Origin of the sequence: Salmonirosea aquatica (assembly GCF_009296315.1) — a bacterium.
GTDB lineage: Bacteria > Bacteroidota > Bacteroidia > Cytophagales > Spirosomataceae > Salmonirosea > Salmonirosea aquatica.
Genome location: NZ_WHLY01000002.1, coordinates 2670762 through 2696417, shown reverse-complemented (window position 1 = coordinate 2696417; position 25656 = coordinate 2670762). Strand labels below are relative to the sequence as shown.

The window sequence follows — 25656 nt, the reverse complement described above, 5'->3', positions numbered from 1 at the left end:
AGGAAGTATAGTTATGAGGTATAAATCATGAGAGTTATTTTACTCATAATTAGAAATTTAGATTAACACCAATGGTCCAGGTACGTGGGACTGGATAGTTGGACAGATCAACACCCGGACTCAGGTTACCACCATCGCCCTGCCCATTGTTTTGGGCACTGGTTTCGGGGTTAGGACCGCCCCAGTACTTGGTGAAGATATAGGCCTGCTGCACAGAAGCATACAGACGGGCGCTCTTGAAGAACTTATTGACTGCTCCAATCGTATAGCCCAGCGTGATATTCTTGATCGTAAAGAAGGAAGCGTCCGTTACAAAGCGACTGTTCATCCAGTCGCGCTCGATACCCGTTACGTTACCGCCACCCACGGTCGTACCGAAAAAGCCTTTTCCTGGGTTATCCTCCGACCGGAAGCGATATTTCACCTCCTTTAGCAGATTGAAAACCCCATCCAGGTTAGCAGTACTGTACAGGTGACGTACCAGCAGCTGATTGCCCTGTGAGCCGGAGCCTACAATGGAAAAGTCAAAATCACCATAACGAAGAGTATTGGTGATGCCATAGATAAACTTCGGGAAAGGATTACCCATGATCACGCGGTCGTCGTTATCGCCACCATAGGTAATAATGCCGTCCCCATTGGCATCTTTAAGCTTGATGCTACCCACAACGGAGCGGCCGGGTACCTGCGGTGAATTTTTGAGATCTTCAGCGTTCATGTATACTCCATCGGCTTCAATTCCATAGAACTGGCCGAAGGGATAACCCACTTTGGTAATGTGGTAATCGCCATACACGCGGTCGATGCCGTCGGCCAGTGCGAGCACCTTATTCCGGTTGAAGGAAATATTGGCATTCGTGGTCCATTGCAGGCGCCCGGTAGTGTTCCGGGTAGTAAGTGAAAACTCGTGGCCCCAGAACTTGATCTCGCCAATGTTGTCAGCAAATGTGCTGAAACCCGACTCCTGAGGTACCTGTACGTTGTAGAGCAGGTTAGTAGTGCGCTTGGTGTAGTAGTCGTAGGTCAACTGAATGCGGTCATTGAAGAACCCTACATCCAGGCCGGCATCTAGTTGCTTGGTAGTTTCCCAGCCCAGATTGTTGTTAGACAGCGAAGTCACGACGGCCCCCGACGCTACGTTGTTGCCAAAGGCGGCATTGACCGTATTATTGATCAGGGCGTATTGCGTGTAGTTACCGATGTTGTTATTACCCGTAATTCCTAGGCTCGACCTGAGCTTAAGGAAGGAAACCTTGGGTAGCTCCTGCATGAATGCTTCATCGGAAACCACCCAGCCCAATGACACGGAGGGGAAGGTACCCCAGCGGTTTTGAGAACCAAAGCGCGAAGAACCGTCGGTGCGGATGGCGGCGGTCAACAGATACTTGCCTTTGTAATTATAGGTAAGTCGCGACAGAAACGAGGTCAGGCTCCACTCATTCACGCCGCTACTGGTTCCAGAATTACCATCATTGCCACTACGGTTAATGTTGATCGCGCCTTGTATGGTGGGCAGACGGTCATCGGCGTAGGTATCAGCTTGAATACGGAATCTGTCCTGCCGGAAATGCTGGTTGGTGAATCCGCCCAGCAACTCAAAGTTGTGCTCTCCAAAACTATGGGAGTACGTAGCCAGGTTTTCGTTCAGCCAGGTGAAGTTGTCCGTATTCTGGCGAATGGATACCGCTGTGGTAGGTATAGGCACATTAATACCGCTGGTAGCCGTGGAGGGGTTGAAAAAGAAAAACTTGGAACTGAGCAATTCGGCGTTAATGGTCGATTTAAGTAGCAATCCTTTGATAGGGCGGTACTCCACGTAGCCATTGGTCAGGATATTGGTTTCCTTGGTTTCATTGATCAACTCCTCAGCTGACCTTACCCAGTTAGCGTATGCATAGATATTACCCGTATTGGCAGGAAACTTATTGAATAGGGTTAGTTCTCCGTTATCGTCATAAATAGGCATGATCGGCCAGGTATGCAGGGCATTGAAGAGAATTCCCGTACCCCGGGTACCATCCGTACGGGGCGTATTGTCATATACGTAGGAAGGAGCAATGTTGAAGCCAATTCTTACCTTGTCAGAGAGGGCATAGTCCAGGTTCATCCGCAGCGAATACCGCTTGTATTCATTATTGATAACAACTCCCTGCTGGTTGAATACCCCGGCTACAATGGCCGTGTTGACTTTTTCCTTGTTGGAAGTAATCGTCAGGTTATAGCTCTGAATCGGGGCTTTGCGGAGTAGGGCATCGTACCAGTCATTGTTTTTGCCTTCGTACTGCGAGGGATTTTGAAACGCCTCAGGCACGGGTAACCCCGAATCTTCATAGGATTCTTTCTTGAATTGGGCGAACTCTACAGCATCCATCATTTCGATGCGCCCTTTTTTAGGTACGTTCTGAACGCCTACGTACGTATTGAAGCTTACGTTGGTCTGGCCACTCTTCCCTTTTTTCGTGGTGATAAGTACCACCCCGTTAGCCGCCCTTGATCCATATAGCGAAGTAGAAGCGGCATCTTTCAGAATCGTGATATCTTCGATCTCGTCGGGATTGAGCGCACCAATGCTACCTGTAATCGGGAAGCCATCGATCACATACAGAGGGTCACTACCCCCTGAAACTGACAATTGACCCCGAATTCGGATGTTCATGCCCTGTCCCGGCTTCCCGGTGGTCTGGTTGATTTGCACCCCGGCCAGGCGGCCCTGTAATTTCTGACCGATCTGCGAAACGGGAATATCCTTGATTTCCGCCGCACTCACAGTCTGTACCGCTCCGGTGATTTCTTTTTTGGTCTGGCTACCGTAGCCCACGACCACTACTTCGGAAAGGGATTTGGTGTCGGTGGCCATTTTGATGTTGATCGTCGAGCGACCGTTGATGGCTTCTTCCACAGTCAGAAAGCCCACGTAGGAGAACACGAGGGTACCATCGCTGCCCGGTGTGTTCAGAGAGTACATACCCTCCGCGTTGGTAGTGGTACCTGTGGTGGAGCCTTTCAGCACCACGCTTACCCCCGGCAGGGCTATGCCGGCATCATCGGTGACCTTACCCGTAATAGCGGCTAGGGAGGCATCTGAGTCAGAGGGAGCCGCCGCCCGGGCTGCCGTAAAGCCCGAAGGCATAAGTAGTAAGAGGAGCAGGAGAACCGGAACCAGAGCCAGATGTGGCCACTGCCGCTTCGATGCACAGAATTGTAGAATTCGCGATTCGTTCATAGTTTTGAAAGTTTTGTTTTTTGGAAATGGAACAGGACATGCCGCATGAATCTTCCAGGAAAAATGCGATAATGTCGAAGACTCAACCGGCGGTGGTGACACACTGCCGGTTGTTTTTTACAGGTAGGTTTTTATTTACATAGGCTGATTGGTAAGAGATTAAGGATAGCATATCAGGTAATTATTCATTTGATTTGTCACAAAGATCATTCACAAAGTGCAAAGCTAGACTAAGCTAGCTTCTAACCATCCTATACTGTCTTGCCTGAGTGCAGAACTGGGATTAGATTTAAAAAGCATCCAACCTGAAAATCCTTACTCCATGAAGCACTATGATTTTGAATACACCAAGATGTTCACGAAGAAAAAAGGTACCGCGGAACTCGACGATACCTACTTACTCCTCCATCTTGACGGGGAAGAAAAACACTTTCAGTTTGGGGAGGTGGTGTCTTACCAGGTAGAATACTATAATGGTGTAACCCTACGCCTTAAAATGGCGGACAAAAGCAGATTCAAACTGATCGCGAATGCCAATTTCTGCAACGCTGAACCATTCGGGAATTTTTGTGAATCTTTCGAAGGTACCCTGGCGCGCTATGCCCGTGAGCATCAGGGTACCCTGGTGCGAAAGCCCTCTATTTTTGAACAAAAATGGGTACTATGGTTTCTGATCGCAGGCACCCTGGCGATTGCCTGGATAATCGTCCGTAGTCTTTCGGCTGGTCAGGGCGTAAGTAATGCCCTGGTACCAATGGGTCTATTTGCCATGCTGTGGGCGGCCTGGTTCAATACCCAAAAAAAGCGCAAAGAAGCTCTATCTGAGGAATAGAAGGTATCCCCTATTTTAATTCACGATACCCCGGTAGGGTACCTGGATGTCCATTTTCCCTTTCCAGTTTTTAGGAACGGGCTTGCCCAGCTCCCAGTGAATGGCGTTGACCACCAGGCGCTGAAAAGCTTCTACCTGAAAGTCTTCGGGATGGCCCAGGGTGGTCATAAAGACCCGCGCACCCGCTGGGTTTTGCCAGGTCCAGGCTACGGGCTGATCCACGGCGGGTTGGGAATTAGGATTGACCGATTTACCCATTAGCAGCCAGGTAGTTCCCTTCACGGGGTAGTCGGGCAGTACCCGGTAGAGCCACGAGGCTACATGAAAGTTGGGATCGACCCCGGTGAGAATGGGGTGCTGGGCCGCTTCGGGAATGATGGAAACGTCGGTGGTACTTTCGTGTCCGTAGTGGGAGTGCTTGGCGGCTCCACCCCAACCCGGAGGCGCGCCAAAGGCGCGTTCGCCGAACGCATTCCAGGCTTCCAGTTCGTGTCCTTTAGGATAGTTGAAGGCATGGGTACTGGTACGAAAGCCCATCACGGGCTTGCCGGAGTTGAGGTACTCATCGATGTAGGCCACCTGGTCTTTTGGAAGCCTACGCCAGCGGAGGAAAAAGACCGCCAAATCGGCATCTCGCAGGGCTTCCAGGCCGGGAATATTTTCTTCACTGTTCTGATTGGGCGAAGCTTTCAGGACTAGGGTACGCATCCCGTAGTTTTTTTCCAGCTCGGCCGCTACGATGGGCAGCGTGGATTCGCCGCTGTACTCGTGGTCGCCGGTGACGAAAACCACCAACGGCCTCTTGTCTTTGGAGGTACTCGTTTGATTTTTGGAAGAACAGCTCCCAATCAGTATACCTACCCCCATCAGCAGCAACCAGCTCAGTATTTTTGGAGAGAATGGGGTAGTTTTGGCGCGCTGGAAAGAAAATGTCATAGCCAGGAAGAGTTGAATTTTTCGAAACACAGGATGTTTTCTATAAAGACGCAGGAGCTGTCCTCTTACCCGCGCAGCGCCACGTTACTCTACCAATCCCTCCCGCATGGCCTCGGCCCGCAACAATTCGCGGTCGATCGGTACCACACCTACCTGCTCACAAACCAGACCGCCGCCCAGGTTAGACAAAGCCGCGATCGTTCGTGGGGGTACCCCGAGTGCCACGCAGCAGGCCGCGATGCTGATGACGGTATCGCCCGCCCCGGATACATCGGCGATGCTGCGGACATGGGCGGGCAGATGGCACGTTTCGTTCTGATAATCAATATAAATGCCGTGTTCCGAAAGCGTGATCAGCGCCCCGGAGGCATTGAGTGTTTGGGTAAGTTGCTGCACCACGGCTCGCAATGCAGCGCCATCGCGCACATCGAAATCTACCTTCAGGCCTTCCCGCAGTTCTTTCAGATTGGGTTTGAAGAGCGTCACCTGCTGATAGGCCAGGAAGTTGCGTTTTTTTGGGTCAACCACCGTGGGTACTTGGTGCTGGTTGGCAAATGCCGTAATGTCGGCAATGGCTTCGGGGCTAAGTACCCCCTTGTCGTAATCCTCAAAAATAACGACCTGACAATCTGGAATGAGTTCTTTGGCTTTGGCCACAAGTTGGGCACGTTCCGTGCTGGAAATAGCGGCATCCGTCTCGGTGTCGATGCGCACGACCTGCTGCGAACCGGCAATAATTCGCTCTTTGATGGTGGTGATGCGGTCCTCGCTGCGGATAAGGCCCTCACAACTCAGGTTCCGCTCGGTAAGCTGGTGTTGTAGAATATCACCCGGCCCGTCGTTGCCAATAACGGTGCAGGCAATCGCCTCTGCGCCCAGGGCCTGCACATTAAGCAACACGTTGCCCGCACCACCCAAACGGTACTCACGCCGTCCCACGTTGACCACAGGTACGGGCGCTTCGGGCGAAATCCGCTCTACTTTCCCCCACACGTACGAATCGAGCATGACGTCGCCCACCACGAGAACGCGCAACTTGGTAAAGCCTTCAAATAGTTGGTCTAGAGTCACTGCGATCATTGGAAGGTTGAATGTTGAAAATGACGATTGCGCATTTTCAACTTACCATTTTCAACTGGATGTGGCAAAGTTCTTAAATTTTGGGAGAAGGTCAGGCTAATGTGCTATTTTTAGCATGAAGTGACCGTAATAAGGCCTTTGTCAAAATTCCAGCATCTTACCGCCAATAACTTAATGGAAACCCTTTTTGCCACTGAACGCCTACGTACCTTACTCCCCCGCATTCAGGAATTTGTCGAAACCGAACTTTATCCCCTCGAAACGACCGAAAATCTGACGCGTGATTTTTCCTACATAGAGCCTGTATTATTGGAAAAGAGAAAACTCGTAAAACAAGCCGGGCTGTGGGGCCTGCACCTGCCGGAAGCAGACGGTGGACTGGCTTTGACGCTTTGCGAGTTCGGGCAAATCAGCGAAGTACTGGCGCGTTCGCCCTTCGCCCACTTTGTGTTCAATACGCAAGCACCCGACATTGGCAATACCGAATTGATGCACCAATACGCCCCCGAGCCTTTGAAAGAAAGGTACCTTAGACCGCTCATGGAGGGTACCGTCCGGAGTTGTTTCAGTATGACCGAACCCGAATTTGCCGGCTCTAACCCCACTCGCATGGGTACCACTGCCGTGAAAGATGGTGAAGATTATATCATCAATGGGCATAAATGGTTTACCAGTTCGGCCGACGGCGCGGCTTTTATCATCGTCATGGCCGTGACCAATCCCGAAGCAGCCCGCCACAAACAGGCCAGTCAGATTCTGGTACCCATGGGTACCCCGGGCGTTACGCTAGTGCGGAATATTCCGATCATGGGCCATGCGGGTGACAGTTGGGCGAGTCATGCCGAAATGCGTTATGAAAACGTAAGGGTACCTCAAGCGAATTTGATCGGGCCGGAAGGAGCGGGGTTTTTGCTGGCGCAGGAACGGCTGGGACCGGGACGCATTCACCACTGTATGCGGTTCATTGGTATTGCCGAGCGAAGTTTTGAGTTGATGTGCCGCTATGCCGTCAGTCGCGAACTGGAAGAAGGTACCGTGCTGGGCGACAAGCAGTTTGTTCAGGGGTTCATTGCCGACAGTCGGGCAGAAATTGACGCCGCCCGGCTGCTGGTGCTGCGCACGGCCCGGCACATCGACGAGCAGGGAGCCGCTGCCGTTCGCGATGAGGTATCCATGATCAAGTTTTTTACGGCCAATATGATGCTCCGCGTCGTCGACCGCGCCATTCAGGTGCACGGCGCGTTGGGTATGACGAGCGATATTCTGCTTTCTTACTGGTACACCCACGAACGGGCCGCCCGTATCTACGACGGGGCCGACGAAGTACATAAATCCGCTCTGGCCCGGAACATCCTGAAAGGCTACGGGCTGGACGTAAAAAGGAAAAAATGAGCAAGATGCATATCGTTACCGATAGCCCCGCGCCCATCCGGGCGGGCGAGGAAATTGATCTGGTTTCTCTGAATGGGTACCTGTTGCGATCGGATATTTTCAAATTGCCGGTAGTAGAAATGCGGCAGTTCCCCGGCGGCTACTCCAACCTAACCTATTGGCTTAAAACTGAAAATCAGCAGGAGTATGTACTGCGCCGTCCGCCCTTCGGGGCTGAACACATCAAGGGCGGTCATAATGTCATGCGTGAGTACCAGGTACTGAAGATGATCCAGAGCACTGGCTTCACCAAAATTCCCCGGCCGATTCTACGGTGTGAAGATACGCAGGTGATAGGCTCTCCCTTTTATATTATGGAACGCGTGCAGGGCATTATCCTGCGGGCGCAAAATGCCCCGCAGTTTGGGCTTACACCCCAACAATTGCGGGGTACCTCGGAGGCTTTGATCGATAATCTGGTGCAACTGCACGCGATCGACATTGCCACCCCCGGCCTCGACACGCTGGGCAAGCCCGAAGGCTACGTACGTCGGCAGGTGGAAGGTTGGTACAAAAGGTACCTCGCCGCCCAAACCGATGACCTGCCTGTTATGGGGCAACTCTACCAATGGCTCAGTGACACGATGCCCGAAGAGAATGCACCTACCCTGATTCACAACGATTATAAGTACGACAATCTCGTGCTAAATCCCGATAACCTGGCCGACATCCTCGCCGTGCTCGACTGGGAAATGTGTACCGTAGGCGATCCGCTCATGGACGTAGGTACTGCCCTTTCCTATTGGGCCGAGGCGGATGATGGACCTTTCGAGCGGAGTTTTAACCTCACCTGGCTACCCGGCAACCTGACCCGGCAGCAATTTGCCGATCGCTACGCCGAGCGAAGCGGGCGTGATTTGTCGAATATTCTCTATTACTATGTGTTCGGGCTTTTCAAGAATACAGTGGTAATCCAGCAAATCTACGCCCGTTGGAAAAAAGGTCTTACCCAGGATGAGCGTTTTGGCGGATTGCTGTTTGGGATTAATTCGTTGTCGGCTAAGGCGGCAAAAGCCGTGGAGCGGGGTAGGTTTTAGTTTTGAGGCCAGTTGCCTATTGGCAAACTCCAAAATAAGTTTTTTACTAATCCTTTGAATCCCATGAAAGCCCTTCTCTGTACCCAATTTGGTTCACCTGAAAACCTGATTTTGACTGAGGTACCTTCGCCGACGCCCGGCAAAGGGCAGGTGCTGATTACCGTAAAAGCCTGCGGCGTCAACTTCCCCGACACGCTCATCATTCAGAACAAGTACCAGTTCAAGCCCCCACTCCCGTTTTCGCCGGGCGGCGAGGTATCGGGCATGGTCAAAGAAGTAGGTGAGGGCGTAAAGCATCTTAACGTGGGCGATACTGTACTTTCGCTGACGGGTTGGGGCGGATTTGCCGAGGAAGTCGTGGCCGATGCCACTACTACCTTGCCCATCCCGGCGGGCATGGATTTCGTTACGGCGGCAAGCGTGATGTACACTTATGGTACCTCCTACCATGCCCTGAAAAACCGCGCCCAACTCCTGGCCGGAGAAACGCTTTTGGTACTGGGTGCCGCAGGAGGCGTAGGCCTGGCTGCCGTGCAGCTGGGTGTGCTCATGGGTGCCCACGTCATTGCGGCGGCATCGAGCGACGAGAAACTGGCGGTTTGTCGAAAAATGGGGGCAAAAGCGACCATCAACTATGCTACTGAAGACCTCCGGGAAACCATGAAAGAACTTACCGAAGGCAACGGCGCCCACGTCATCTACGACCCCGTAGGCGACCGCTATACCGAACCGGCCCTGCGCTCCATCGCCTGGAAAGGGCGCTACCTGGTGGTAGGATTCGCCGGGGGAGAGATCCCGAAAGTACCCCTTAATCTGGTACTCCTGAAAGGTTGTCAGTTGGTGGGTGTTTTCTGGGGGGCCTTTGCCAAAAACGAACCCCGCGAAAGCCAGAAGAACTTTCAGGAGCTACTGACCTGGATAACCCAGGGAAAACTGCAACAGCATCTGTACAAAACCTACCCCTTGGCTGACGCCGCCCAAGCGCTCCGCGATATGATGGATCGGAAAGTGGTGGGGAAAGCCGTAGTAGTGGTTTGAAACGGAAAAACTTCTCCAGAGTAGGCAAAATGCGTATATTGGGTTGTAATCTGTTTTTTGTAATAAGAGCGCTGACTTCATCAAAATCATCCTATATCCGTCCCTTATGAAAACCTACCAGAATATCGCGCAATTCCGGGAACACCTGGGCCGAGAAATCGGCGTAAGCCCATGGGAAACCATCTCGCAGGGCCAGATCAACGACTTCGCCGACGCCACCGGCGATCACCAGTGGATTCACATCGACCGTAAGAAAGCGGCGGTGCAATCCCCCTACAAAACTACCGTGGCCCATGGCTTCCTGACCCTTTCGCTCGCTCCCAAACTCATGTCCGATCTGTATAAGATCAATTCGGTCAAGGTAGGGATCAACTACGGCACCAACAAGGTACGCTTCATGGCGCCGGTACCTTCGGGCAGTCGGGTGCGGATGCGCATGACTTTGAAGGAAGTGGAAGAACAGGAATCGGGCGGGGTACGTGCTACCACCGAATGCGTGTTCGAACGGGAAGGTTCCGATAAGCCGGTCTGCGTGGCGGAGCTCATCACGCTGCTTTTTGAGAAATCACCTTTTTCCTGAAATTCAAAATCCCGTTATTTTCAAAGCATGAACCGATTACAGGATAAGGTGGCCATCATCACCGGAGGTGCCCGCGGCATTGGAAAGGCCACGGCTTTGCTTTTTGCCCAGGAAGGCGCCCGGGTGATTTTGTGGGATATGCTGGATGCGGGCGAAGAAACGGCCCGCGCGCTACGCGATCAGGGCTTTCCGGCCGAATTCATGAAACTGAGCGTCACCGATCCAGGTATCCTGGAGACGGCCGCTCAGAAAGTCGTTCAGCAGTATGGAAAAATTGATATCCTCATCAACAATGCCGGCATTACCCGTGACCGCTCCCTGCTGAAAATGTCGCACGAAGAATGGCAACAGGTACTGGACGTGAATCTGACGGGCGTATTCAACTGCACCAAAGCCGTGGTACCTTATATGGTTGAAAGAAAATACGGCCGCATCATATGTACCTCATCGGTGGTAGGTATAACGGGCAACTTCGGCCAAACCAACTACTCGGCCACCAAGGCAGCCATTATCGGCATGGTCAAAACCTGGGCGAAGGAACTCGGTAAGCACAATATTACGGCCAACGCCGTAGCGCCGGGCTTCATCCTGACCGACATGACCGATCAGATTCCCGAAGAAGTGCGTGACCAATCCATTGCCGCCATACCACTCCGACGCATGGGGGTACCTGAAGACATTGCTCACGCCTACCTCTACCTAGCCTCCGACGAAGCGTCATACGTCAATGGCCACACGTTGAGCGTCAACGGGGGCGTGGCTTAGTGTAACAAATGTCACTGAACGGACTGAATGAGCGGGGTAGTTTTGTAGAAACACTAAACAAACCAGCCCCATGAGGAATCTATTGAAATCCCTATTCGGAGGTACCAACACCAACGATTTAAAAGAGAAAGTTGCAGCCGGAGCTATCATTGTGGATGTACGGACCCCCGGAGAATTTGCCGGAGGACATGTTCCAAACGCAAAAAATATTCCGCTGGATGCCTTATCTGCTAAAATGAGTCAGATACAAAGCTGGGACAAACCGGTGGTGGTATGTTGCGCTTCGGGTATGCGCAGTAGCCGGGCCAAGTCGCTGCTCGCGGCGAAGGGAGTCGAGGTATATGATGCTGGTCCCTGGAAAAATCTGGCCTGATAAGAAACCAGAGGTACCTTCTACCAATTCACCACCCCTTTTTCGCCCAAGCCTAATTTTCCCATAAATTTAGAAGAAAAATTGGAGCGCGACGTGAGGTACCTTACGCTTACGCCCACGTAGGGAGCAAAAGGCGGGTGGGTAGAAGTGAGATTTTCCCGCGCGCTATTAAAAGTCCGCAACTGCCGGAAACCTGCCACGCCCGCTTCGGCAGAAATATTGAATACGGTCAACAGATGTAGGTTGGCGGATAGGCCTAATTTGACGTGCTGGTAGTTCTGGCGGCGCAGTATTTTTTCCTCGGCGGTTTGTATCTGAAAACCACCGCTATAGCCGTTGACACCCGCCAGCATGTCCATGCTGAACCATTTGGTCGGATGGTAGTTGACGTCGGCCATGAACGGTAGGAGTGCGGTCGCGCGCCACTGCTTGCCCAGCCGCTGATTGATTCCGAACACGGGAATGACGCGTAATTTTTGGTTATAGGCCAAAATAGACCCATACACGATCTGGCTCCGTAGCCCAATAATCCGCATCCGGGCGGCCCCGCCCCATAGGAAAGGTTGCGGCGTAAAAAACGTTTCGTTTGACTCGGTCATACCGATCGCCGCACCGTATACCCACAATTTGTCTTTCACACTTGCCTGCATTCGAATCGCACCCAGCGAAATGGTTTTATAGCCGTTGTCGGGAAAATTTTTCTCGTCCAGGGTAGGCTGCAATTGCGAATATTGGCCAATGAGTACTGTATGTACCGCCCGCAGGTCGAATTTCTTTTTTAAACTGAAACTCCCCTGTACTTCGCTTTGGATGGGTACGATCCCCAGAAAACTGGTGCGTGTCAGCCCGAAATTCTGCGTAGTAGCCGAGTTAGTCGGTACGATATAGCTGGCACTCAGGGTACCATTGGGATAAAAAAGGCGACTAAGACCGAGCTGCTGCGCCTGAGCGCAGGGTACCAGGGCAATTAGTAAAATAGCGAAAAGAACGGGAGTGAATTTCATGCGGGCGAAGTTTGGAATTCCGTAGCCAATAACGTCAAAGATATACGGCTATTGCTTTTCGATACCAAACAGAGTTAGCCGAATTTATCTATTTTTGGCTGTTCACACTGATTTGAAAAACTGTAAAAGCCCCAAGCCTATGGCCGATCGATCCCGATTTCCGACCATTCTTCGTATACCTTCCCTCAAAACACTGACCTATGGCATTGAGCAGGTGGTCCGGCGGTTTCCGTTGGTAGTACTGGTGGCCGCTCTGAAGGCGTACCTGCTTTACAGGTTGATTTCACTACCCGACCACTTTGCGTTTGCGCGGCCCATGTACATTCGTCCCCTGTTGGTCGTGTTTGTAGCTCTACCTCTCTTGCTGAGCCTGCATCTGGTAGCCGAGCGGCGGAAGTGGAGTCGGCTGTGGTTGGCGGCGGGTGCCCTGGGACTACTGGCTCTGCTAGTGGCTTACTTCTTCACCATCAGCCCCGTTCCCATTCAACGCGATTATTACCGCTTCGGGATGTTTCTGGTGAGTGCGCACCTGGTGGTATCGTTTGCACCCTTCGTGGGTTATGACGAACCCAATGGTTTCTGGCGGTTCAACAAAACTATGCTGCTGCAGTTCCTCACCGCCACGCTCTATGCGGGTACCCTGTACATTGGAGTGCTTGTGGCGGTCGAAACCGTCCGATTTCTGTTTTCCTTTGATTTTTCCTATAAGGTTGAATTGTACCTACTGGTATTCATTGGCGGGTTTCTGCACTCGCTTTTTTTTCTGAATGGCTTTCCGGCCCATCTCGAAAACCTGGAAGCGCAGAAAGGCTACTCGGCTGGTGTCAAGCTATTCACGCAGTATGTACTCCTGCCGCTGGAAGTTGTGTACCTGCTGATTTTATACGTCTATACCGCCAAGATCCTTGTCCAATGGCAGCTACCCCAGGGCGGCGTAGCTTACCTCGTTATGGCGTTTTCAGTGGCCGGGATTTTCGCCCTGCTTTTGCTATATCCCATCCGCGACAGCGCCGAGGAACGGTGGATCCGGATTTTCACCAACCGTTTTCACCTGGCTCTTTTTCCGCTGATCGTACTGCTGGGCGTAGCTATTTTCCGCCGTATTTCGGAATACGGCGTCACCGAAAACCGTTACCTCGTGGCGGCGCTGGCCGTATGGCTCACGGGCCTCACGCTCTATTTTTTAATTAGTAAAAAAGACGACATCCGCTGGATTCCGCTTTCGCTCTGCGTGGCCAGTTTTCTGCTGGCGGTAGGTCCGTGGAGTATTTTCAGTTACTCCCGTCAGAATCAGGCGAAACGTTTCGGCGGGCTTTTGGAAAAATACAAACTCCTGGATAGCAGTGGAAAACTTACAGGGAAAGCCACCCTACCTGCCGATGACTATGATCGGCTGATCTCGGGAATACGCTATTTCCGCGACCGAAAAGAGATAGGTACCCTGAGTCCCTTTTTTGCTTCCGTTCCCGAAGACAAGAATCAATCTGCCATTGCGGGTATCATGGAAAAACAGCTGCGTGAAACCGTGAGCGCAAAAACACGGAAATCCGGGCAAGCCGATAATATCCGGTACGCTCTTGCCGGAGGCGATGGAATGTATGGTACCCGCATTCAAGGGTATGATTACCTGCTGGTTTTCGACTTGTATGGTGATGCCGTGCGCGAACAGGATACCTGGAAAGTGGAGGCAGCAGAGCAGGGAGCCAGGCTTATTGTCTCAAAAAATGAAAGAGTAATAACTACTTTGGACATAGCCGCGCGGGTAGCCCAGATCGAGCAACAATATGGAGCCGCCGGATACGAGGTCAGTCCAGACGAACTTACCTTCACTCAGGCTAAGGTACGGGTGTCGCTCAACACCGTTTCGAAGAGTGGCAAACTTTACTCCTATCGAGGCGTATTACTGGGAAAGGACTGAAATTCAAGGGATATATACTTTAAATAGGATTGGTGGCTTTATCAGGTAGCCCATTTCTTGATTTGAAAAGTAAGAATAAGGGCACAGTATTACCTGGCCTTTTTTCCCTTTTACAGCTACCTAATCTCGAAAATCCATGAAACCGATTGTGTTCTGCTTACTCGCCTTCTTCATGATTCACGCCGCTTCCGCCCAAACCAAAACCTTCGCCGAGCAGCTAGGGTACCCGGCGGGCAAAAAGGTAATCATTATGCACGTGGACGACGCAGGCATGTCCTACGACTCCAACGAAGGCGCCCTCAAGGCCATCCACGACGGGGTGGCCACTTCGGTGAGCGTAATGATGCCGTGCGGCTGGGTGCCGGGGTTTGTACATATCCTTAAAAAGTACCCCGAGATCGACGCCGGTCTCCACCTTACACTCACTTCCGAATGGAAAGAGTATCGCTGGGGACCATTGGCCGGTAAGCCCACCGTGAAGGGCCTGGTGGATGCCGAAGGAGCGATGTGGCCCAGTGTGGCCGATGTGGTGAAACACGCTACTGCCGACGAAGTAGAAGCCGAAATCCGCGCCCAACTGGAACGGGCTCGCACGATGGGTTTTGAACCTACCCACCTGGATTCGCACATGGGTACCTTGTTTGCCACGCCGGCCTTCATCGAGCGTTATGTTAAGGTAGGTATGGAGGAAAAAATCCCAGTCATGTTTCCCGGCGGCCATAACACGGCCATTCGGGTGGATGAGCGTATGAACGATGCCATGTTTGCCATGACCCAGACCATCGGTAAACAACTCTGGCAGGCCGGACTACCCGTGCTTGATGACTTGCATAATGTCAGTTACGGTTGGAAACTCCCCGAAGGTACCCCGGCCACGAAAGAAAACCTGCAAAACTTCAAAACCCAGAAGTACATCGAAGGACTGAAAAACCTGAAGCCCGGCCTGACGATGGTCATCATGCACTGTACCGACCCAACGGAGGTTTTTCCCATTATTTCCGGCTCCACCCAAACGCGCGAAGGCGACCTGCTGGCCATGCTAGACCCCAAGTTAAAAGCCTACATCGAAAAGGAAGGCATCATCCTCACCACCTGGCGCGAAGCCATGCAGCGGCGGGGGAAGGTGAAGTAAAAGACAGTATCTTGTTGTTTATGCAGTGCAACGGATAAAGTAAGAGACAATCCCCAAGGTACCCCCTACATCATCGCCATCGTAAAACGATCCATCACCTCACCGGGATGTACCTCCAGGACATTGGCCAGTACCAGTAGCACCAACGTGCGGGAGGCCATGTTTCGGGGAATGCCCACGGTGCTGGCGAACGAATCCACGGTGACGCTCTGCTGCTTGTCGAGAAGCTGCATCAATTGCCTTTCCTTTTCACCGTAGCTGAAGCGCACGTCGCGATTGCGGCGCGTTCGTTTCATAATTTCACGCATCTCGGGGCTAGCCTGTACCGACTTGTCCTTTACCCGTACGTATGATTTTTTTTGCCAAACATGTCGAGCACGGCATGTGGCTTTTCGGTGCTGCGATGGATGTGAAACACCAGCACATCGCGCTCATTGGTGAGCGGCACACGTTCGGTACGGTAGGGGATAGGAGGCGAGCAGTACTTCTGGATGGCCCGCTCCAGGATGTATTCGTCTTCGTCGGCGTATTTCAGGCCCTTGATGGTTTTGTCGTCGCCGATACCGATGAGCAGCTTTCCCCCTCCGGAGTTAGCGAAAGCGACCATTTCGCGGACAATTTTTTCGGGGTGATTGGATTTCAGTTTGAATTCCAGGTTATCACCCTCACCTTGCTTAACCAGCTCTTTAAGCGTTCGCAGGTCCATCAATCGTAGAAATTAGATGGAAGATATGTTTGCTAAATATAGGGACTTTCGTCTTTTTAAAAAAGTAATGTACCTAACTTTTTTTTCTAACAATTATCCCTTCCAAAACGTTTTTTTTCTGACCTTGTCTAGTGGAAAGCTATCAGGGTCTTTCACAATTCCTTAGCTATAACGCATGGATTTAGCAGTTAATATATTACTCATGCTGGGTACCTTCGCTTTTATGGAAGGCTTCGCCTGGTTCACGCACAAGTACATCATGCATGGCATTATGTGGCGCTGGCACGAGTCGCACCATGTGCACCACAAGCACTGGTGGGAGCGTAATGACTGGTTTGGTATTATTTTCGGTATTACCGCCACGGTATTAATCATAGTAGGTTCAGAGGTACCTGCGTGGCGGTTCTTGATGTGGATTGGTTTCGGTATATCGCTATACGGTGTAGCCTATTTCATTTTTCATGATATCATCGTGCATCGCCGTATCAAGGTCAGGTACTCTCCCCGCAGTGCCTACATGAAGCGTATCATGAAGGCACACTACATCCACCATAAAGTACACGAGCGGGATGGAGCCGAAGCCTTCGGGTTTCTATATGCACCCAAAAAGTACGAAGCGAAGCCGTTGAATAAAGCGAAATCAGCAGAAACGGCCTAACAAAAAAGGCGCCCGCAGGCGCCTTCGTGCTGAATCAATATTCGTCTTCGTTGAAGAAGAAATCTTCTTTCGTGGGATAATCGGGCCATATTTCTTCGATGCTTTCGTAGGGTTGGCCGTCGTCCTCCAATTCCTGCAGGTTTTCAACTACCTCCAGTGGGGCTCCGGTACGAATGGCAAAGTCAATGAGTTCGTCCTTGGTAGCTGGCCAGGGGGCATCTTCCAGATATGATGCAAGTTCTAGTGTCCAGTACATAATGTAAAATAGGATTAAATTGTTGGATTCTTTTTTTGGAGTGCAAAAGTAAAAAGATTTGCTTCTCTCGGTAATTTTTAACAGTATTTTTAATAAAAAATTTTTGTTTCTGTTTTTTTTTTTTCTATTGTACTATATAGTATTGACTTTCAATGAATTAAAAAATAATAGAAACCTTAATTTTGTGGCAACCTTTGTCCAAAACAGGCCAACTACGCCGACGAACCCACTGAATTTTTGTAATATTCACCCCTGATTTCCCATACCTGTTCCGAATGACTGTCGAAGTATGTGCCTATTCCCTCGAATCCTGCCTGAACGCGCAGGAAGCGGGTGCCGTCCGCGTGGAGCTATGTGGTGGCCTGGGGGAGGGAGGTACCACCCCAAGTGCGGGCCTTATTGCTGCCGTACGTGAACACATCAGTATTGCTCTCTACGTCATGATCCGCCCCCGTGGGGGCGATTTTGTGTATGATGAAAAGGAACTGGAGGTCATGCGCCGGGATATTGATATCGCACGTTCAATGGGAGCCGATGGCGTAGTGTTGGGTATCCTCCTGTCGGACGGAACCGTAGATGTGAATCGTACCCGCACTTTAGTGCAGTATGCCCACCCTATGGGTGTAACATTTCACCGGGCCTTCGACCTCACGCCCGATCCACTAAAAGCACTGGAAGCTATCATCGAAACTGGGGCCGAGCGGATTTTGACCTCGGGGCAGCAATCTACAGCTCCGCAAGGGGTACCCTTGTTAGCGCAACTCGTTCAACGGGCGGGTGATAGAATCGAAATCATGGCCGGCGGCGGTGTGTCGGCTGATAGTGGGCCACTTCTGGCGGGCATCGGTATTCATGCGTTGCACCTGACAGGGAAGGCCTTCCGGCCGGGCCAGCAGACCTATTTCCCAGATGGTATTTCGATGGCGGGGGAAATCCCGGATGAACATAGCATCATGTACAGTGATCCGGATCGCATTGCGGCGTTGCTTCGTGCTGTTTCCTGATCTTTCTCATCTCAGTTAGTATTGAAAAGAGTAGCAAGCTCGTATTCCCTACTTATAAAGTACCTCTGCCTAGTAAACCCTTACCCACCTATGAAGTTTGTAAAAGCAATCGCCAGCGTGCTGCTCGTCGTTGGATTTGTGTATGCCTTAAGTAGCCCCTGGGGACCAGTGCCTGCCCTGGGTCCTTTCATAAGTCCCTATACCGGATTTTGGCAGAATGGGGATATTCCTTTGTTTTCTCGCATCAACGATCCCGACTTTGCCCTCGATAGCCTGCGTGAAGACGTTACTATCCGGTTCGACGACGTGGGCGTCCCGCACATTTTTGCACAAAATAACTACGATCTGTATTATGCTCAGGGGTACCTAACCGCCCGCGACCGGCTGTGGCAGATGGACTTGCAGACGCGGGCGGCGGCGGGTCGGCTCTCAGAGGTATTGGGTGCCCGTACCGTGGCCATGGATCGCCGAAGCCGCCGTATGGGCATGGGCTACGGGGCTGAGGTAAACCTAAAGATGGCCATGAGTGATCCCATTAGCCGCGAGGCTCTGCTAGGCTATACGGCCGGGATCAATGCCTACATCGATCAGCTTCCAGCCCGCAGCCTACCCATCGAGTATAAACTGCTGGGCTATGAACCCGAAGCCTGGACTCCGCTCAAATGCATGTACATGCTGGAACAAATGACTTTGACGCTCGCCGGTGGCGGCGATGAGGTAGCCATGTCCAATCTGCTGAAATCCCTGGGCAAAGAAACCATGGAGCAGGTATTTCCCGACTACCCCATGCTGATGGAAAGTCCGATTATTCCGGCAGGTACCCCCTGGAACTTTACTCCTCTGCCAATTCCGGCCCCTCCGGTAGAGGTGGAGACGGCAGCGGTGGGTTTCACGGAAAAAAATCAAAAGTCTACTCCCTTTGCCGAACCGATTTATGAAGGCCTAGGAAGTAACAACTGGGCGATCAGTGCCGAAAAATCGGCCACAGGGTACCCCATTCTGGCCAATGACCCCCATCTGGAACTGACACTGCCCTCCATCTGGTACCAGGTACAGCTACACACTCCCGATATGAATGTATACGGCGTTTCATTGCCAGGTATACCCGGCGTAGTAATCGGATTTAACAAAAACGTGGCCTGGGGCGTAACCAATGTCGGTGCCGACGTGCTCGACTACTACCAGATCAAATTTCGGGATACCTCGCGAGCCGAGTACTGGTACGACAACCAATGGCGTAAGACTCGCAAGCGGGAGGAAATTATTACGGTGAAGGGAAGCGATGAGCCGGTTCGGGAAGATGTGGTGTACACCCACCACGGGCCAGTTGTATATCAGGAAAATGAAGGACGCTCCGGACCCGCGCTGGCCGTGCGCTGGATCGGTCATGAGCCGGGTAATAGCTTCCGGGCTTTCTACGAATTGAACATAGCCCGGAACTACGACGACTACCGGCGGGCCCTAACGTACTATGTAGGCCCGGCGCAGAATTTCGTATTTGCCGACAATAGCAAGAATATAGCCATCACAGTCAATGGCAAATTTCCCTTGAAGTGGAACGAACAGGGAAAGTACCTCCTGGACGGAAGCGAGCCAGCCAATGACTGGCAGGGCTGGATACCGGCCGCGCAGAATCCGCACGTAAAAAACCCCCCACGCGGATTCGTGAGTTCGGCCAATCAGTCTTCCACCGATCCTACCTACCCCTACTATATTAACTGGCGTTTTGCTCCATCAGAACGGGCCATCCGGATCAATGAGCGGCTCGCCGCTATGCAACAGGCCACGGCCGATAGTCTGCGCATGCTACAGAACGATAATTTCAGCGTCATGGCCAGAACTATCCTGCCCACCTTGCTTACCTACCTTAAAGGGGTACCCCTCACGGCTTCCCAAAAAGCGGCCTTTCAGAAATTGGAGAGCTGGAACTTGATGAACAATCCAAACGAGATAGCGCCCACGATCTTTGAAGAATGGATCGTCGCGTTGAATACGGCCATATGGAAAGACGAATTTTATTCCGATTCTCTGGCATTCAGGTACCCCACCCGGGACCGTACCCTATACCTTATTTTGAATCAACCTGATATTCACTGGGTAGACAATGCCAAAACGCCTGTGCGGGAAACCATGGCTGATATTATCCATCAGAGCTTCAAAGCTACCCTGGATTCACTTACCGTCCACCACGGCCCCATGAGTCCCGCCTGGCAGTGGGCTACAGTGAAGGACACGGAGATTCTTCACCTGAGTCGCGCCCTTAAACCCTTCAATGCCCCCCGATCAAAAATGGTGGAGGCGGAAGCATTGTCAACGCCACCACGCACCACCACGGTCCTTCGTGGCGCATGGTGGTGGAGCTGGGGCCGGAACCCCGGGCTTATGGGCTTTATCCGGGCGGGCAATCGGGCAATCCTTCCAGCCCATTGTATATGAACATGCTTGGAAAGTGGGAAAAAGGAGAACTCAACGAGTTGATTTATCTAAAATCGCCGGAGGAGCAGAGTCCCCGCCTGACCACTACCTGGACTTTAACCAAGAAATAAGCTATGCGTGTTGTTTATAATTATCTCATTATTCTGGTGGCCACCGCCGTATTACAACTATTTCTGCCCTGGTGGATGATCGTGCTGGTACCTTTCGTAGTGTGTCTGTGGCGTTCCCATCATCCTGGCAGCGCCTATGCGGTCAGCCTGGCGGCGGTATCGACGGTATGGCTGGCCTACACCACATTCATTCATAACAGTACCCAGGGCAGTATGTCTAACCGGATGGCGGAATTGTTCTTCCTGCCCAACGGTGTGGTACTGCTTATAATAGTATCGCTGGTAAGCGGATTCGTGGCGGGATTCGCCGGGATGGCAGGCTACTACGTACGTCAGCTTTTTGGGAAAGGAACGGCCGGAGTAGAGCCAGAACTGCACTCCCGCAAATTTTGACCCGCTGTATAGGGCTTGATTTACAAATTACTATCTTTGCGGCTCCTTGGGGAATAGGCTATTCCCCGGTATCTTATTTTTCATTCATTATTCAACAACGTGAACAACAATACCTCCCTTATCTGGAATGCTATCCTGACTGTAGCCGTGCTCGTGCTATTCTTTTTGCACTTCTCGGGCGGCAAGTCCTCTTCTTTTTCGGGCGCTGACTCCACGGGCGTACAGGGTCGCCGCATCGTGTATGTGCAAGTGGATACCCTTTTGAAAAACTACGCTTTTTTTGACGATACCCGCAAGGAACTCGAAAGCAAGCGTTACCAATTAGAAAACGACCTGGCCAACCGGGGACGTTCACTGGAAAACGAAATTCAGTTTTTCCAACAGAAAGCCCAAACCATGACGCTCGACCAGGCACGTGCCACTGAGGCGCAGCTGGGAAAGAAGCAACAGGATCTGATCGCTTACCGCGACCGCCAGGCGCAAACCTTGGCACAGCAGGAAGCGGATAAGAACAATGAACTGTACGATTTGATTTATAAATACATCGAGAAGTACAACAAGGATAACGAGTATGAGTACGTACTGGGCTACTCGAAAGGTGGCGGTATTTTGTTTGCCAATTCAGATCTTAATGTGACCCAGAAAATACTGGATGGCCTGAATAACGAATACAAAGAAAAAAGCAAAGCCGGCGAAGCCAAAAAAGATTCGACGGCGAAAAAATAATTTTTAAGCCATTGGCTCAGGGCTGTTCGCTTTTAATATTGAGTAAAACAGAAAAGCCGACCAATTTTGGTCGGCTTTTCTGTTTTAATTAGTTCAGAATAAAGTATTAACCAGCAGCAATTCGCTGAATACCTATCTCCTACCTATACCCGGCTCGATGTAATCTTCGCACCCAGGTACTCGCGGTTCATGCGAGCGATATTTTCCATGGAAATCTCCTTGGGACATTCGGCCGAGCAAGCGCCGGTATTGGTACAGGCCCCAAAGCCTTCGGAATCCATTTGAGCTACCATCTTTTCGGCGCGGATCTTGCGTTCGGCCTGCCCTTGGGGCAGGAGAGCCAATTGCGAAATTTTGGCCGAGGTAAAGAGCATCGCCGAGGCGTTCTTGCAAGCCGCTACACACGCCCCACAACCAATACAGGCCGCCGCCATGAAGGCTTCGTCGGCGTCCTCCTTCGCGATGGGAAGGCTATTGGCGTCCTGGGCATTACCCGTATTAACGGATACGAAGCCGCCAGCCGAAATAATCCGGTCGAAGGCAGAGCGGTCCACAACCAGGTCTTTAACTACCGGAAAGGCTGCCGCCCGCCAGGGTTCCACCACAATTGTGTCGCCGTCGTTGAACGAACGCATGTGCAGCTGGCAGGTAGCTACCCCTTTGAGTGGTCCGTGCGGGCGGCCGTTGATGTGCATTGAGCACATTCCGCAGATTCCCTCGCGACAGTCATGATCAAAAGCGATGGGTTCCTTATTATCGTGCACGAGCTGCTCGTTCAGTACGTCGATCATTTCCAGGAAGGACATGTCCGGCGATATGTTTTGGAGGGAATAGGACTCAAATCCACCCTCGGAATTTTTATTTTTTTGTCTCCACACTTTCAGCGTGAGGTTCATGTTTTCTGCTGACATTTTTTTGGGGGTAAAAGGTTAACGCGGGGCGCCCCACGGCGTCAAAAGTTAACGTAACTTATTCCTCTTGGTATTCTGCGGAATTCTCACTCAACCTTCAACGCATAAACTCATAAACTCTTTACTTATAACTCCGTTGCGCGATCTTGATGTTTTCATATTCGAGTTCTTCCTTGTGAAGCTCCCAATCACTGTCGCCTTTATATTCCCAGGCCGACACGTACATGTAGTTTTCGTCGTCGCGCAGGGCTTCACCCTCTTCGGTTTGGTACTCCTCGCGGAAGTGACCGCCGCATGATTCGTTACGGTCCAGAGCATCCTGGCACATGAGTTCGCCCAGTTCCATAAAGTCGGCTACCCGGCTGGCTTTGTCCAGTTCGGGATTCAGTTCATCGGCCGACCCCATCACCCGTACATCTTCCCAAAACCGCTTGCGCAGAGCCCTGATTTCCATAATGGCATCCTGCAGGTCTTTGGCATTACGGGCCATACCGCACTTGTCCCACATGATTTTACCCAACTCGCGGTGGAAATGTTCGGGAGAGGTTTTTCCCTGTACCGATAATAGCTTGGAGATTTTGTCTTTCACATCCTTCTCCGCCTGCACAAATGCCTCATGGTCGGTCGGGATGGCACCGGTACGGATTTCTCCGGCCAGGTAGGCGCCGATGGTGTAGGGTACTACAAAGTAGCCGTCAGCCAGCCCCTGCATCAGCGCCGAAGCGCCCAGGCGGTTGGCTCCGTGGTCGGAGAAGTTGGCTTCGCCCAGAGCATACAGGCCCGGCACGGTGGTCATCAGATTGTAATCTACCCACAAACCGCCCATGGTGTAGTGTACCGCCGGATAAATCCGCATAGGTACCTCATAGGGATCTTCGCCGGTAATCTGCTTGTACATATCGAACAGGTTGCCGTATTTTTCTTTTACGACCTCCTTGCCCAGTTCCCTGATTTGTTCTTCCGAGGGGTTGTCTATGTTGTTTTTATTGGCTTCCGCGTGGCCGTAGCGGTTGATGGCCGAAGCATAGTCGAGATAAACTGCCATTTTGGAAGGTCCTACCCCATAGCCTGCGTCGCAACGCTCCTTGGCGGCACGCGAGGCAATGTCGCGGGGCACCAGGTTGCCGAAGGCGGGATAGCGGCGTTCCAGGTAGTAATCGCGCTCGGCTTCGGGAATTTGATTGGCCGGGCGGTTATCGTCTTGTTTTTTGGGTACCCAAATACGCCCGTCGTTCCGGAGCGATTCCGACATCAGGGTGAGTTTCGACTGATGTTCGCCCGATACGGGAATACAGGTAGGGTGGATTTGGGTAAAGCAGGGGTTGCCAAAAAAAGCGCCGCGTCGGTGCGCGCGCCACGCCGCCGTTACATTGCAGCCCATGGCGTTGGTCGATAGGTAAAATACGTTGCCGTAGCCGCCTGAACAAAGCAACACCGCGTGCCCCGAATGGCGTTCGATCTCGCCCGTGACCAGGTTGCGGGCGATGATCCCCCGGCATTTACCATCAATTTTTACCACATCCAGCATTTCGTGGCGCGTATACAGCTGTACGGCTCCGATACCTACCTGCCGTTGCAGGGCCGAATAGGCACCGAGCAAAAGTTGTTGGCCAGTTTGGCCGGCAGCGTAAAACGTCCGCTGCACCTGCACTCCACCAAAGGAGCGGTTGGAAAGCAAGCCGCCATACTCCCGGGCAAAGGGTACCCCCTGGGCCACACATTGGTCAATGATGCTACCCGATACTTCGGACAGACGGTACACATTCGCTTCCCGCGAGCGGTAGTCGCCCCCTTTGACGGTATCATAAAAAAGCCGGTAGATGGAGTCGCCGTCGTTCTGATAGTTCTTGGCCGCATTGATGCCGCCCTGGGCCGCGATGGAGTGGGCCCGACGGGGAGAATCCTGGAAACAGAAGGCTTTGACCTGATAACCCATTTCAGCCAGGGAAGCCGCCGCTGAAGCCCCGGCCAGGCCGGTACCTACCACTATCACTTCGATGCGCCGCTTATTGGACGGGTTTACCAGGGGTACGGACGATTTATACTTGGTCCACTTACTTTCCAGTGGCCCGGCCGGGATTTTAGAATCCAATTTTGGTGAAGTTGACATATTGCTCTTGTTTGGAAAAGCAAATTGAAAGTTGAAAAATGAAAATTGAAAGTGAGACTATTAATTTCATTTTCAATTTTCATTTTCAATTTTCAACTGACTAGAGTTGTTTTAAGTAAAAATATACCGGCATAGCCGCAAAGGCTATCGGAATGATGATGGCAAATAGCCATACTCCCAGAAAATTAAAGAGCGGATTGTACTTAGGGTGATTGGCCCCTAGCGTTTGCCAGGCCGAACGGAATCCGTGCACCAGGTGAAAGGACACCGCCGCCATACTCAGTACGTAGAACAGCACCAGCAGGGGGTTGGAAAAAGAAGACTCCGCTTCGCGGTAGAGGTCTTTCACAATGACGGTCTTGCTCTGATTGTCGTCGCTCAGACGTTCCTCCATCTTGCTGTTGAGGATAAAACCATCGGGCATCTGCCTGGTTTGAAGGATGGTACCTTCGGACAAGTCGATGGTGTACTCTTTGAAAGGTAGGTGGCCAAACTTGTATTCGTACCAGAAATCGCCCATATGTACCACCAGGTACACCAACAGAATGGTACCCAGAATGCCCATGTTCCGGCTGGCCCAGGTACTTTGATTATTGACCGTAGCGTACCCTTTTTTTCCACGCGCCTGACGGTTTTTGTAAGCCAGGTAAAGGCCGTCGAACGCATGAATCAGAATGAATGCATACAGACCGTACGAGATTGTTTTGATGAACGGATTGGTGGTCATGAAAACCGTATACGTATTGAACGATAGCCCCTGATCGGGCTTGAAAAGCTGCAGATTACCCGTTACGTGTACAATGAGAAAAGTGCATAGAAAAAGGCCCGTAAGAGCCATAATTAACTTTTTACCGATGGAACTTGATAACGTTTGTGTTAGCCACGACATAGCAAAACGCGTTAGAATTGAGTGCAAAAATTAGATGGTACTATAACCTTTCAAAGGTACGGGACAAACGTATCCGACACAATAAAAGGCTTTCTATTTTGCACGAAA

21 protein-coding genes and 2 pseudogenes are annotated in these 25656 nt (G+C 51.7%); 14 read left to right on the top strand and 9 right to left on the bottom strand.

Annotated elements, in window-relative coordinates; translation table 11 throughout:
* Positions 1-49: 49 nt before the first annotated feature.
* Positions 50-3223, bottom strand: coding sequence for a SusC/RagA family TonB-linked outer membrane protein (locus GBK04_RS12345; RefSeq protein ID WP_152760090.1), 3174 nt, complete (start codon positions 3221-3223; stop codon positions 50-52).
* A 322-nt stretch (positions 3224-3545) separates the two neighbouring features.
* On the opposite strand from GBK04_RS12345, the gene GBK04_RS12340 reads away from it, so the two are divergent.
* Positions 3546-4055 (top strand): hypothetical protein, encoded by a 510-nt coding sequence (locus GBK04_RS12340; protein WP_152760088.1) that lies wholly within the window; start codon positions 3546-3548, stop codon positions 4053-4055.
* Between the two features lie 15 nt (positions 4056-4070).
* Here GBK04_RS12340 and GBK04_RS12335 read toward each other — a convergent pair whose 3' ends face one another.
* Positions 4071-4991, bottom strand: coding sequence for a ThuA domain-containing protein (locus tag GBK04_RS12335; protein ID WP_373330923.1), 921 nt, complete (start codon positions 4989-4991; stop codon positions 4071-4073).
* 84 nt (positions 4992-5075) lie between these two features.
* Positions 5076-6071 (bottom strand): bifunctional heptose 7-phosphate kinase/heptose 1-phosphate adenyltransferase, encoded by a 996-nt coding sequence (locus GBK04_RS12330; protein WP_152760086.1) that lies wholly within the window; start codon positions 6069-6071, stop codon positions 5076-5078.
* A gap of 174 nt (positions 6072-6245) precedes the next feature.
* On the opposite strand from GBK04_RS12330, the gene GBK04_RS12325 reads away from it, so the two are divergent.
* The 6 genes from GBK04_RS12325 to GBK04_RS12300 all read left to right on the top strand — a co-directional run bounded on the left by GBK04_RS12325 (position 6246) and on the right by GBK04_RS12300 (position 11295).
* Entirely contained in the window at positions 6246-7463 is a 1218-nt protein-coding gene (locus GBK04_RS12325; RefSeq protein ID WP_152760084.1) for an acyl-CoA dehydrogenase family protein, read from the top strand.
* Entirely contained in the window at positions 7460-8539 is a 1080-nt protein-coding gene (locus GBK04_RS12320) for a phosphotransferase family protein (RefSeq protein ID WP_373330922.1), read from the top strand. Before GBK04_RS12325 ends, GBK04_RS12320 begins: the two co-directional genes overlap by 4 nt.
* Before the next feature lie 63 nt (positions 8540-8602).
* Positions 8603-9577: an NADPH:quinone oxidoreductase family protein gene (locus GBK04_RS12315; RefSeq protein ID WP_152760082.1), complete on the top strand. Its 975-nt coding sequence runs from the start codon at positions 8603-8605 to the stop codon at positions 9575-9577.
* A gap of 106 nt (positions 9578-9683) precedes the next feature.
* Positions 9684-10157: a MaoC family dehydratase gene (locus GBK04_RS12310; RefSeq protein ID WP_152760080.1), complete on the top strand. Its 474-nt coding sequence runs from the start codon at positions 9684-9686 to the stop codon at positions 10155-10157.
* 27 nt (positions 10158-10184) lie between these two features.
* Entirely contained in the window at positions 10185-10922 is a 738-nt protein-coding gene (gene fabG / locus GBK04_RS12305; RefSeq protein WP_152760078.1) for a 3-oxoacyl-[acyl-carrier-protein] reductase, read from the top strand.
* Between the two features lie 70 nt (positions 10923-10992).
* Positions 10993-11295, top strand: a complete 303-nt coding sequence (locus GBK04_RS12300) for a rhodanese-like domain-containing protein (RefSeq protein WP_152760076.1) — start codon at positions 10993-10995, stop codon at positions 11293-11295.
* Between the two features lie 20 nt (positions 11296-11315).
* On the opposite strand, the gene GBK04_RS12295 is transcribed toward GBK04_RS12300, so the two are convergent.
* Positions 11316-12299: a hypothetical protein gene (locus tag GBK04_RS12295; protein ID WP_152760074.1), complete on the bottom strand. Its 984-nt coding sequence runs from the start codon at positions 12297-12299 to the stop codon at positions 11316-11318.
* Between the two features lie 139 nt (positions 12300-12438).
* Here GBK04_RS12295 and GBK04_RS12290 point away from each other — a divergent pair, with 139 nt between their 5' ends.
* Both GBK04_RS12290 and GBK04_RS12285 read left to right on the top strand, forming a co-directional pair.
* Complete coding sequence (locus GBK04_RS12290; protein ID WP_152760071.1) at positions 12439-14217, top strand: DUF4153 domain-containing protein; 1779 nt, start codon at positions 12439-12441, stop codon at positions 14215-14217.
* Positions 14218-14353: 136 nt separating this feature from the next.
* Entirely contained in the window at positions 14354-15349 is a 996-nt protein-coding gene (locus GBK04_RS12285; protein ID WP_152760069.1) for a polysaccharide deacetylase family protein, read from the top strand.
* A gap of 65 nt (positions 15350-15414) precedes the next feature.
* Here GBK04_RS12285 and GBK04_RS12280 read toward each other — a convergent pair.
* A pseudogene (locus tag GBK04_RS12280) lies at positions 15415-16055 on the bottom strand (AlbA family DNA-binding domain-containing protein).
* Between the two features lie 175 nt (positions 16056-16230).
* Here GBK04_RS12280 and GBK04_RS12275 point away from each other — a divergent pair.
* Positions 16231-16713 (top strand): sterol desaturase family protein, encoded by a 483-nt coding sequence (locus tag GBK04_RS12275; RefSeq protein ID WP_373330921.1) that lies wholly within the window; start codon positions 16231-16233, stop codon positions 16711-16713.
* Positions 16714-16747: 34 nt separating this feature from the next.
* Here the strand turns inward: GBK04_RS12275 and GBK04_RS12270 are convergent, their stop codons facing one another.
* Complete coding sequence (locus GBK04_RS12270) at positions 16748-16969, bottom strand: DUF2795 domain-containing protein (protein WP_132122348.1); 222 nt, start codon at positions 16967-16969, stop codon at positions 16748-16750.
* Between the two features lie 275 nt (positions 16970-17244).
* Here GBK04_RS12270 and GBK04_RS12265 point away from each other — a divergent pair, with 275 nt between their 5' ends.
* The 4 genes and pseudogenes from GBK04_RS12265 to GBK04_RS12250 all read left to right on the top strand — a co-directional run bounded on the left by GBK04_RS12265 (position 17245) and on the right by GBK04_RS12250 (position 21638).
* Entirely contained in the window at positions 17245-17973 is a 729-nt protein-coding gene (locus GBK04_RS12265) for a copper homeostasis protein CutC (RefSeq protein ID WP_152760067.1), read from the top strand.
* Between the two features lie 90 nt (positions 17974-18063).
* A pseudogene (locus GBK04_RS12260) lies at positions 18064-20399 on the top strand (penicillin acylase family protein); the annotation flags it as partial.
* 123 nt (positions 20400-20522) lie between these two features.
* On the top strand, positions 20523-20912 hold the full coding sequence (locus GBK04_RS12255; RefSeq protein WP_152760065.1) for a hypothetical protein: 390 nt from the start codon (positions 20523-20525) through the stop codon (positions 20910-20912).
* A gap of 99 nt (positions 20913-21011) precedes the next feature.
* Positions 21012-21638, top strand: a complete 627-nt coding sequence (locus GBK04_RS12250) for an OmpH/Skp family outer membrane protein (protein WP_373330920.1) — start codon at positions 21012-21014, stop codon at positions 21636-21638.
* A 143-nt stretch (positions 21639-21781) separates the two neighbouring features.
* Here the strand turns inward: GBK04_RS12250 and GBK04_RS12245 are convergent, their stop codons facing one another.
* From GBK04_RS12245 to GBK04_RS12235, 3 genes are all read right to left on the bottom strand, one after another.
* Positions 21782-22534 carry a succinate dehydrogenase/fumarate reductase iron-sulfur subunit gene (locus GBK04_RS12245; RefSeq protein WP_373331451.1) on the bottom strand — a complete coding sequence of 251 codons (753 nt, stop codon included), beginning with the start codon at positions 22532-22534 and terminating at the stop codon, positions 21782-21784.
* Between the two features lie 136 nt (positions 22535-22670).
* On the bottom strand, positions 22671-24659 hold the full coding sequence (locus GBK04_RS12240) for a fumarate reductase/succinate dehydrogenase flavoprotein subunit (RefSeq protein ID WP_152760061.1): 1989 nt from the start codon (positions 24657-24659) through the stop codon (positions 22671-22673).
* Positions 24660-24759: 100 nt separating this feature from the next.
* Entirely contained in the window at positions 24760-25548 is a 789-nt protein-coding gene (locus tag GBK04_RS12235) for a succinate dehydrogenase cytochrome b subunit (RefSeq protein ID WP_152760059.1), read from the bottom strand.
* Positions 25549-25656: the final 108 nt, after the last annotated feature.

Coding starts and splice junctions, on each gene's coding strand:
- GBK04_RS12295 (WP_152760074.1), bottom strand. CDS start 12,299: ATGAAATTCACTCCCGTTCTTTTCGCTATTTTACTAATTGCCCTGGTA.
- GBK04_RS12270 (WP_132122348.1), bottom strand. CDS start 16,969: ATGTACTGGACACTAGAACTTGCATCATATCTGGAAGATGCCCCCTGG.
- fabG (WP_152760078.1), top strand. CDS start 10,185: ATGAACCGATTACAGGATAAGGTGGCCATCATCACCGGAGGTGCCCGC.
- GBK04_RS12330 (WP_152760086.1), bottom strand. CDS start 6,071: ATGATCGCAGTGACTCTAGACCAACTATTTGAAGGCTTTACCAAGTTG.
- GBK04_RS12245 (WP_373331451.1), bottom strand. CDS start 22,534: ATGAACCTCACGCTGAAAGTGTGGAGACAAAAAAATAAAAATTCCGAG.
- GBK04_RS12240 (WP_152760061.1), bottom strand. CDS start 24,659: ATGTCAACTTCACCAAAATTGGATTCTAAAATCCCGGCCGGGCCACTG.
- GBK04_RS12340 (WP_152760088.1), top strand. CDS start 3,546: ATGAAGCACTATGATTTTGAATACACCAAGATGTTCACGAAGAAAAAA.
- GBK04_RS12265 (WP_152760067.1), top strand. CDS start 17,245: ATGACTGTCGAAGTATGTGCCTATTCCCTCGAATCCTGCCTGAACGCG.
- GBK04_RS12310 (WP_152760080.1), top strand. CDS start 9,684: ATGAAAACCTACCAGAATATCGCGCAATTCCGGGAACACCTGGGCCGA.
- GBK04_RS12300 (WP_152760076.1), top strand. CDS start 10,993: ATGAGGAATCTATTGAAATCCCTATTCGGAGGTACCAACACCAACGAT.
- GBK04_RS12335 (WP_373330923.1), bottom strand. CDS start 4,991: ATGACATTTTCTTTCCAGCGCGCCAAAACTACCCCATTCTCTCCAAAA.
- GBK04_RS12255 (WP_152760065.1), top strand. CDS start 20,523: ATGCGTGTTGTTTATAATTATCTCATTATTCTGGTGGCCACCGCCGTA.
- GBK04_RS12285 (WP_152760069.1), top strand. CDS start 14,354: ATGAAACCGATTGTGTTCTGCTTACTCGCCTTCTTCATGATTCACGCC.
- GBK04_RS12235 (WP_152760059.1), bottom strand. CDS start 25,548: ATGTCGTGGCTAACACAAACGTTATCAAGTTCCATCGGTAAAAAGTTA.
- GBK04_RS12315 (WP_152760082.1), top strand. CDS start 8,603: ATGAAAGCCCTTCTCTGTACCCAATTTGGTTCACCTGAAAACCTGATT.
- GBK04_RS12345 (WP_152760090.1), bottom strand. CDS start 3,223: ATGAACGAATCGCGAATTCTACAATTCTGTGCATCGAAGCGGCAGTGG.
- GBK04_RS12275 (WP_373330921.1), top strand. CDS start 16,231: ATGGATTTAGCAGTTAATATATTACTCATGCTGGGTACCTTCGCTTTT.
- GBK04_RS12290 (WP_152760071.1), top strand. CDS start 12,439: ATGGCCGATCGATCCCGATTTCCGACCATTCTTCGTATACCTTCCCTC.
- GBK04_RS12320 (WP_373330922.1), top strand. CDS start 7,460: ATGAGCAAGATGCATATCGTTACCGATAGCCCCGCGCCCATCCGGGCG.
- GBK04_RS12325 (WP_152760084.1), top strand. CDS start 6,246: ATGGAAACCCTTTTTGCCACTGAACGCCTACGTACCTTACTCCCCCGC.